Genomic DNA, 9,991 nt, shown 5'->3' with positions numbered 1-9,991 from the left:
GCTGTCTGTGAGGTTCCTGAAAGGCTGGGCTAAAAGCCATTTATTCTGCGTTAAGTCGGCTTGGCATAGAACCACTATGCCTGTGCCAACTTGCCTTGCCTAAATGGCTTTTATCTCCAGCTGACTATCGCTATTTATATTGATTTAGCTCTAACGATTAAACGAATTAAGCAACCTACCCAAGTCTATTTCTCAGGTAAGTATTTAAACTTCTAATTGCGATGCTACTTACTTTCTGCCGATAAGCTCGCCAATGTTGCAGCTTTTACTCTATCAAATTGTGCCTTCGCCAGAGTTGAGTTATCTAGCTGAGTCGCATTAAGCCACTGCTTAAGTAAGCTATCAAGCGTAAGCTCTTCACCTTCATTTAACTTATTCGACAACATTTGAACTTGTAATGTCATACGCTTATCAAGACAATCGCTAGGGCTTTCAATACCAGTTAAAATTTCCATTTTAATCACTTGCTCTTCAGCAAGCTCCGCATCCGCAGTCTCTTGTTTCGCTAAACTCACTAATGCAGCAGTCCATTGACTATCAACCTCTTCAGCTTCACCACCAGCTAAGGTCATTTCAATTTGTGCTAATAACTGCTCATACGATTTTTGTTTTTTGTCATTGCTAAATTGGCTCAACTTTTGTGAAACTTGCTTAGATAAAAACTGAGATTTTTTAGCCAATTTTTGCGCCTGATTCGGATTTAGCTGACTCGCATCAACCTCATCGATTTCAGCCTGAATTTGGTGAAGTTCGGCGGTGCTAAGTGCACCTGTTAAAGATTCAGAAACCGCATCTAATTGAGCATCAAGCTTGTCAAATTCAGCAGCCTGAGCTTGTTTATCTGATTGGTAAATCTCTTGCTTTTTACTAAAGACAGCATCATTAATCGCTCTAAATCGGCTCCAAAGTTTATTTTCTTGCCTTAAGCCTGCATGACCAATCGCTTTCCATGCTTGCTGTAAACCTTTTAACTCATTTGATACATGATTAATATCTTCTTGTTCTGCTATTTTTTCAGCTTGTTTAATTAAGGCTTGTTTTTGTTTCTCGTTGTCAGAGTAATATTGATTCAAGCTCTCTTTTAACGGGCGATAAACTTGATAAAATGTATCATTAACAGATTTATAAACACCGCGATCAATCTGGCCAATGCTTTCCCACTTTTTCAAGATTTGGCTTAATGATTTACGTAAAACAACAAAATCATTATCTAGATTAAAGCTTGCTGACAATGATTCCAACTCAGCCTGCACTTGATGTTTAAGCTCTAAATTTTCAGCTCTCACTTTTTCCTGCTCAGCGTAGTAAGCACGACAAGGCTCAAACGCTTTTTCTGAAGCTTGGTTAAATGCTTCATTCAATTGGGTATTTTCTTCTGAGTCTGTGTTACCAAGTAAGAACCAGGTATGTCTAGCCTGTTTAACTTTATTAGCTTGTTCAGTAATGTCAGCTAAAGGTGAATCAGCTAATGCTTGTATTTCGGCAACTAATTCTTGTTTACGTGGTATCCCAACATAAGCTTTCCAGTCTTCTAGCTCAGCGATTTTCTCATTCAGTTTTTGAAACTCTCGCTCCACTCTTTTCTGATTTGATTCGATTAAACCATCATGCCATTCATTTAATCGACGGAATAAGCCAAATGCAGCATTAAATTTACCCGCGCGGATTAAATTCTCTAATTCTCTGAGTTTACCTCGAATCTTAGCTAGCTTTTGACCTTGGCTTTTCTCAAGCTCTCCTAGTGTCTGCTTCCAAGATTTAATCAATGGCGTTGCCGTTTCAGTTAAACTAATTGGCAGTGTGAAAATCATTTGCTTGTTTAAGCTTTTCCATTGTTTAAACCAAGTTTGGAAGAACTCATTTTTTTCTTCGAATGCTTGCTCATTCTCAGGTAAATCGTACTGTGCAAGCTGAGTAATAGCTCTAGTTGCAGTAGAAACCTGCTCAAAGAATTCAGGTAAATTTTGCGCATTTGCTTCAAATGTATTTAATTGGCCAAATAGTTTTTCAATATCTGAGCCTGCAAAATGACTTTGTTGCAACTTGTCTTTAGCTGAAGTTATTTTATTTAATATCGCTTCTAAATGAGCTTCACCATCTTGATTTATAGCCTCAGCAACTAAGGAATCTACATCTTTAATTGTTTGTTCAATTTCTGAAATTAACGCAGACTTGGCTTGGATTTCAGCTTGCTTCTCTTGCTCTGCTAAATATTCAGCTTTCACTAACTCTGTTGCTTTTTCTAATTTTTGCGAAATAACAAGATACTTGTCATTTAGTTCAAGCTGTTCTGACTCTACTAAATAATGAAATTCAGTTTGGCATTCTTGCCATTGCTTAACCAATATCTCGGTTTGACTTTGAATTAGCTCAAAATCTGTTTTATCTTTTAACGCGAGTAATTTGCTCAAAATCAAACTTGTTTTGGCTCGAATTTCAGCCGGTTTTTCAGCTGCAAGTTTTCGTTGAGACAAGATAGACTCGGCTTCTTGCCTAATCACAGCGAGCTTAGCTTTATGTGCTATTTTATCCAACTGTTTTTCATTTGTGATACGGCTTAAACACAATTTAGCTATTTCTTCATTTTCATCTCTAATCGCTAAATCTAGGTTTAATTGTTCTTTATTAACCTTGTTAAGTAGCTTTAAACGGGTTTCGTTATTTTGACCCAGTCGAATAACTTCTTCTAACAGCGCTGAATTATTACAGCTATTAATATACGCTTGCTTTTCTTCAAAACTTGCTTCTATTTTTGCTTCTGCTGGATTTAATAGCGTCAGCTTAATTTGTTCAAAAGCTAACTTTTTTAAATGATCATTTTTTTCTGTATTCAGTGCTTCAACCCAAAGCGAAAACTTAGCAAGTTTCTCTAGCGCTTTTTTGCGAACATGGGCTTCTGGATCATGACTAGCCAATTGCGAAATAATACTTTCGTCTTGGAGCTTATCTAATGCTGCTAGGCGAATAGCAGCATCTTGATGTTGCCACTTGGGTTTGAAAAATTTACTAAATATCATCGTGTTTAAACCTAACAATTTGACCTTGTTGAAATTCATCTTTAAGTTGCTGACGTGATTTTTCAATCAATTGGCCATCTGCGCCTATAGTGAATTGTTCATCTGTTATATTATTTTTAGCTTGCCAAGCAAGTACAGCTTGGATCGCATTTTGTTTTTGTTCTTCAGTTAAAACCTCACCGTTGCCCCATTTTCCCAGTTCGACGGCTTGCTTTAAATTTAGATAAACCGACTCAGGCATCGAATCAATCATTTCTAAAAAATTCATGTTAATTTTCTCGTTTAAACATCATTATTCTAATTCGTGAAACTAGATAGCCAATTAGGCCTACCGCAGTTAAACCTAGCGATACCATTTTATCCCAGCTATCACCTGATTCAGCATACCAGCTACTATATGCAATGCTGCCTATAAATAGTAATAAAAATAAAAAAGAATGCGTCATCAATTTTGATGACTGCTTAATTCTTAAAATTCTACGTTGTGAATCTAATTTTTCAGGATCGCCTAACAGTACATAATCACATTTACTGCATTGCTCAGCTTTGTCCGAAATTTTTTGTCTACATTGAGGGCAAGATATTAAAGCCATAATTATTCTTTTTTGTTAGTTAATTCTGGTTGGGACGATTCAATATAAGCTTGCTGAGTTGCTTTAACATCTTTACGCAATAAGACTAAAGCCAATAAATTAGGCAAAGTCATTAATACAACAGTAACAGCAGCCAAATTCCAAATAATCATAGTATCAACAAATGAAGCAACAAAAAATCCAGCAACATAAAGTATTCTGAAATAAATGACAGATTGGCTACCAAAAAGATAAGTCATAGCTCTGTCACCATAGTAACTCCATGAGATTGCAGTAGAGAACGCAAACAATAAAATCCCTATGGTTACTATATATTCACCATATCCTTGGAACCAACCTTTATTAAAAGCTTCAGCTGTCAATTTAGTCGAATGCAACATAGAGTCACCTACCACAATAACATTTGAATCCATTAACTTGCCATCAACTAAAGTTAACTCTCCAGTAAATGCTTTCTGGTTAGAAACTTTAAATACCACATTTTCCGCAATAGAACGTGCGTTAATTAGAGTGACATCTGGCGTTAACATTTTGCCTTTTTCAATCGATATTTCACCATTGTAAAATTTAACGGAATGCTCGCTACCGCCCAGCCAATTATAGAGTTCATTCACTTGTTTTTTATTCGATTCTGAATACTGGCCTTGAATAAAAACCATATCGGAATAATCAAATTGATTGGTATGTTTTTGTGTCCATACCCCAGAGGATAAAATAACTAACCCGGTCAAGGTACACAAAATCAAGGTATCAATAAATGGCTCCAAAATAGCAACCATACCTTCTTTAACCGGTTGGTCTGTTTTTGCACTGGCATGCGCTATAGGTGCTGAACCTTGCCCTGCTTCATTTGAAAACAATCCACGATTCACACCACGATTAAACGCATAGGCAAAGCCTGCGCCTAAAAATCCACCTGTAGCTGCCGTACCGGTAAATACATCACCGATAATAGACCCTAGCGAAGGTAGAATATTTTGATAATTGAAGCTAATAACACTAATTGCCCCGATGACATAAGCTAACACCATAAAAGGGACAATCTTGCTAGTAACAGATGCAATGCGTTTGATTCCACCAATAATCACAAAAGCGAGTAAAATAGCTAAGATTCCACCAGTCCACATAGGTTCAAACGAAAAGCTAGACTCCATTGCCGAAGCAATATTGTTAATTTGCGGCATAGATCCAGTGCCAAAGGCACTAATCACTGTTGCTACGGCAAAAATAACCGCCAGCCAAGGTGCATTCAGCTTTCTGTGCATAAAGTACATTGGGCCGCCAGCGATAAACCCTTGGCTATCAGTCACCCTATACTTGTGAGACAGTGTTACCTCAACATACTTGGTCGTCATGCCTAAAAAAGCTGTCATCCACATCCAAAACAATGCAGCGGGGCCGCCCAGATAAATAGCTAAACCAACGCCGCCAATATTTCCTGTCCCAACCGTGCCTGAGAGCGCGGTCGTTAAAGCTTGAAAGTGTGTTGTATCGCCTTGAGAGGTATGTGTTGTGTGCCGACCTAGTAAAATATTAACAGCTTGTTTAAAGAAACGTATTTGCGGAAAACCTAAATACAAGGTGAAAAACAAACCAACACCTAAAAGTAAATAAGGAAAATAAAAGGCACTACCCAGCCATTGATCTAATCCCAGTAATATTTGATTAATTTCACTCACACCAATCTCTCTTTTTTAATTCTTATTATCTTCATTGTCATTAAAACTAAGCCGCTCAAGTGATACGACCAAATAACCCAAAAACGTGGCATAGTATACTTGGAACAAGTCCAATATTTCATTTTATTTATAAAATAGCTAACAAAAAATAGGAAGTAACTCCAGATATCGACTACCTTTACTAGTAATATAATGATTAAAATAAAGGCGCTTACTAAATGCTGTCTTACGCTATGCGTATGCTTATTGGCTCTACATTTTTAAACATGCTGTATTTGCCTTTCAGCTTTGCCCAACAAGAAATAAGCTTACAATTGAGATGGTACCACCAATTCCAATTTGCTGGCTATTACATGGCACTTGAAAAAGGCTTTTATCAGGATGCTGGCATTAAGGTAAATATATTAGAAGGCAAAGCCGGCTCATTAAATCCTGTCAGCAAGTTACTAAATGAAGAAGTTGATTTTGCCGTGACTAATTCTGGTGTAGCCATACATAGAATGGAAGGCAAGCCAGTGTTAGCTTTAGCTGCCATTATGCAAACCTCTCCCCTAGTTTGGATTACACTTAAAGACAAAAACCTAACTAGACCACAAGATTTAATTGATAAAAGAGTCTATGTGCTCCCGCCTCCTTCAAGCGCTGAGTTACTCACTCTTTTTAAAAGAGAGGGATTAGATACAAACTCACTCATAAAAAAAGCGACCAGTCATAAAATTGAAGATTTAATTGAAGACAAAGTAGATGCATTTGATGGTTACATATCCAACGAGCCATTTTTACTAAAAGAGCTAGGTTATGAATATAACCTAATATCACCAAAAGATTATGGTGTTAATTTTTATAGCGATATTCTAGTAACGACTGAAAAAATGGCTATGCAAAACCCTGCCGTAGTCAAGGCCTTCACTCAAGCCTCACTTAAAGGCTGGGAATATGCGTTAGCCAATATAGAAGAAAGTATCGAAATCATTCATCACAAATATGCACCTAATAAGTCCTTACCTCATTTAAGATACGAGGCAGAAAAAATTTACGAATTGGTGATGCCTAACATAGTTCAAATTGGGCATATGAACCCAGGTAGGTGGCGAGTTATTGCGCAAAACTATCGAGAGCTAGGAATGACAGATGGCCAGCATGATATTTCTGGCTTATTTTTAAACCACTCTGATGAAAACTTCAGATGGCTTATCAATATTGTTTTTATTGCGCTTGCGAGTATTTTAGTTCTCATTATTATTGCGTGGCGATTTGCGTATTTATCGTCATCCCTAAAAAGAGAAATACACCGCAGGCAATATGCTGAAAATAGGCTCAAAAAGTCCATAGAAGAATTAAAGATCAAAGCAACACATGATCCACTCACTCAAATTTATAATCGCAGAGCTTTTTTTGAAAAAGGGGATGAGCTGCTAGAACTTGCCTATCGAAAAAACTTTAAATCCTGTATTTTTATGCTCGATCTAGACCACTTTAAACTGGTAAATGACAACTATGGCCACTCGGTAGGTGACCAAGTATTGATTCATACAACTCAACTACTCAATCAAAATATCGTACGTAAATACGACCTATTAGGCAGACTTGGCGGTGAAGAATTTGCACTGTTATTAATTGACTGTGATTTAGAAATGGCGGTCAATATAGCCAAAAGAATATTAAAAAGTATAGAAACAACGCCTTTAACCACAAAAGATAAAGTTAATATAAGCATTACGGCTAGCATAGGGGTTTCTGAAGTCAATTCTTCTAGTATCGAGCAGAACTTAATTAATGCAGATAAAGCTTTATATATAGCTAAGGAAGAAGGTAGAAATAGAGTTAATATTTATAACTAGCTCAAACTTATTGGTACAAATATTTAAGCAGGCTCAGTACTAGGATCGACTGATTTTTTTGCGGCTGAAGTTGAGTTAATCACTTCGCTTAACGGCTTGAACTCGCCCAATTCAGCAGGTCTTTGTACACCAAAACCTTGAACATAGTCGACACCTATTTCTTTAAGCGCACTAATAATTGAATCGTCCTCTACATACTCAGCAATTGTCTTCATTCCCATCACATTACTAATCTGATGAATTGAGCGTACAATTTCTTTATCTCGGCTATTAGCCGTCATTTCTTTGACAAAACCACCATCAATTTTCACATACTCAGCCGGTAAATTTTGTAGGTAACTGTATGATGAGAAACCTTTACCGAAATCATCTAGCGCAAAGGTGAAGCCTTGTGATTGAAGTTTCGTAATAAGTTCGCGGCCTACAACAAGATTAGCAACTGCTGCTGTCTCCGTTACTTCAAAACAAATCGTTTTAGCAGGGAAACCTATCTTTTCGTGTAAGCCTATAATATACGGGAATAAATTCTCATCATTTAAAGATTCACCTGAAAGGTTTATTGATAAAGTCACTGTATCCCACAAGCTAGGTCTTGACGAAATCCAAGCGAATACATTTTTGATAACCCAGCGATCAATTTTAGGGGTTAAACGAAACCTTTCCGCTGCAGGTAAAAACATACCCGGTAACAACAAGCTACCATCATCGTCCTTCATCCGTAACAGAATCTCTACGTGTTCGCGCTCGCTTTTTCCAACTGTCGGGTTAATGCGTTGAAAGAAAAGTTCGAACCTATCGTTAACTAGTGCTTCATTAATGCGAGCGGCCCATCTTGGCGCTTGATGATGAGAGTTTAAGCTTTCGTTGTTACTATCAAACACACGTATATTGTTCTGGCCTATGCCTTTCGCCATATAACAAGCGGCATCGGCTTCTCTTCTTGCTTCTGCGGCATTTAGCGTATTCGCATTAACAACCGTAACCCCAATACTTGCACCTACAGAATAGACTTTTCCACCCCAAATAAATCTGTAATCTTTAACCTGCTTAATAATCTTTTCAAAGATCAACAAGCCGTGCTCTAAATGCGCATCAAATAAAATAATGCCGTATTCATCACCACCGATTCGAGCACAAACGTCAGTCTTGCGTAAGAAAGATCTAAATAAAGTGCCTACTTCATATAAAAGTTGGTCACCTGCTGCGTGGCCAGCACTATCATTAATTAACTTAAATCTGTCTAAATCAATTTGACATAAAACATGCTCTCTGCGCTCCATTTTTGCGCTATGTACCGCATCGTTAAGCAGCTCTTCATACTTATGTCGATTTAACAACTTAGTGACTATGTCGTAACTCGCTTGAAAATCGAGTTTCTTTCTCAAACGCTCTGATTGGGTCATATCCCTTAGTACCATGACAGTACCAACACTTTGCTGAGCTTGATTTTTTAGTAAAGTAATATGCTTTTCAACATATAAAACTTCTAACTCACGATTCAATTTATGCATACAACGGCCATGCGATGTTTCATGACCATTCACTATGACATCATTAAGCGTCCGCTTTAATTTTTCGGCATCTTCAGCTTCACTAAAAGGTAAAACTTCAGCAACATGAAAACCAATCAGGTCATCTTCATTACGCTTGATTATTTTATAAGTTGCCGCATTACAAAACGTGATATTACCTTCTAAATCTGTGGTTATTACCGCATCACCGATAGAATTCAAAGTCACTTTATTAAATTCTTTCGCGGCAAAAAGCTCACCAAGCATATCGTTAATTGAACCGGCTAATTCACCAACGTTAGAATCTGTGCCTTCAAGGTTAACCCTTTGGGCAGCCCCTTGCTTAGTCCCTATTTGATTTACTTCCTGCTTTAATCTATTAATGGTTTCGTCTGGTTTTTGGCGTAAACCGAGTATCACTAAACCAAATAAAATAGCCGTTATACAAGCAACTGCAATAATAAACACAGATAAATTAGTATAAGAAAACTGATTAGCTGAAGTTAATTCAATATTAAGCGCCTGAGCGGTAAAAGCGTCTCGCAGTAAGTAGGCAGTGACCTGCCCAGTATTTTCTGCAGTCGCTGGCTTGATGCTAGCTAAAATGGGGTAATTCGTCGCCATCTCACCAAAAACAAAGATTCCATTATTTGTAGGAACAACACTTAACATAACCCAACGATTCGGTGACATCTGGGCAAACTGGCAACAGCTAACATCGAGCTTCGCTTCGACTAGCTTGGTTAATTCAAGCTCAAATTGATTAGGTAATTGATTGGCTACGACATTATCTGCTGTACGAAATATCGCAAACTCAACTTGATTGTTTGTATTGATATAGCTTGCAAAAGATGGGTCATTTGACAATAAATCTAGCTTATCAGCCGAGGCTAGGTATTGATTTGTTTTTGCCGAAGTTTGTTTTTGATATGAGTTAAATAAACTCTCTATGGCTTGAAACTGATTATTACTCAATTGTAACTTGTGCTCTGATTCAAGCGTATCAAAAGTTTTACTTGCATAGATAGCCAGCACAACTAGTAATATTAAAACCAAAGATGAAGCAAAAATTGTTAGCTTTTGCGTTAGCTTCATAAAGTTACGACCAAGATAGAATTGTTTTTATAAATTTATATTAACCTAATTACCGCTTTTTACTGATCAATAGTCAAGCGCTTTTTTTAATCTCTATATGATAACAAAGTGTATTGAATGGTTAAAATTATGTTATTTGAATTAAAGTGTTTGAATTAACAGTAATTTCTCACAAGGTAAGGAAAAGTCTCACAAATCAAATTATTTTTATCTGACCTAGACAAATTTTAGTAAAATACCGCATATACATAAAAA

Annotated in this window: 6 protein-coding genes; 1 reads left to right on the top strand and 5 read right to left on the bottom strand. The window is 37.0% G+C overall.

Annotated elements, in window-relative coordinates:
• Positions 1-224: 224 nt before the first annotated feature.
• Genes XM47_RS11685 through XM47_RS11670 form a run of 4 tightly spaced genes read right to left on the bottom strand, consistent with a single transcriptional unit; the run spans position 225 to position 5,289 of the window.
• Positions 225-3,017 (bottom strand): DUF349 domain-containing protein, encoded by a 2,793-nt coding sequence (locus XM47_RS11685; protein WP_048692687.1) that lies wholly within the window; start codon positions 3,015-3,017, stop codon positions 225-227.
• Positions 3,007-3,285 carry a YeaC family protein gene (locus XM47_RS11680; RefSeq protein ID WP_048692686.1) on the bottom strand — a complete coding sequence of 93 codons (279 nt, stop codon included), beginning with the start codon at positions 3,283-3,285 and terminating at the stop codon, positions 3,007-3,009. Before XM47_RS11680 ends, XM47_RS11685 begins: the two co-directional genes overlap by 11 nt.
• 1 nt (position 3,286) lies before the next feature.
• On the bottom strand, positions 3,287-3,610 hold the full coding sequence (locus XM47_RS11675) for a hypothetical protein (RefSeq protein ID WP_048692684.1): 324 nt from the start codon (positions 3,608-3,610) through the stop codon (positions 3,287-3,289).
• Positions 3,611-3,612: 2 nt separating this feature from the next.
• Entirely contained in the window at positions 3,613-5,289 is a 1,677-nt protein-coding gene (locus tag XM47_RS11670) for an alanine/glycine:cation symporter family protein (RefSeq protein ID WP_048692683.1), read from the bottom strand.
• A 218-nt stretch (positions 5,290-5,507) separates the two neighbouring features.
• Between XM47_RS11670 and XM47_RS11665 the strand changes: the two genes are divergently transcribed.
• Complete coding sequence (locus tag XM47_RS11665; RefSeq protein ID WP_048692681.1) at positions 5,508-7,130, top strand: GGDEF domain-containing protein; 1,623 nt, start codon at positions 5,508-5,510, stop codon at positions 7,128-7,130.
• Positions 7,131-7,153: 23 nt separating this feature from the next.
• On the opposite strand, the gene XM47_RS11660 is transcribed toward XM47_RS11665, so the two are convergent.
• Complete coding sequence (locus XM47_RS11660) at positions 7,154-9,736, bottom strand: EAL domain-containing protein (protein ID WP_048692679.1); 2,583 nt, start codon at positions 9,734-9,736, stop codon at positions 7,154-7,156.
• Positions 9,737-9,991 lie beyond the last annotated feature (255 nt).

Origin of the sequence: Catenovulum maritimum, assembly GCF_001050375.1 — a bacterium.
GTDB lineage: Bacteria > Pseudomonadota > Gammaproteobacteria > Enterobacterales > Alteromonadaceae > Catenovulum > Catenovulum maritimum.
The sequence above is the reverse complement of the archived record's forward strand: the minus strand, read 5'-3'. Positions and strand labels throughout refer to the sequence as shown.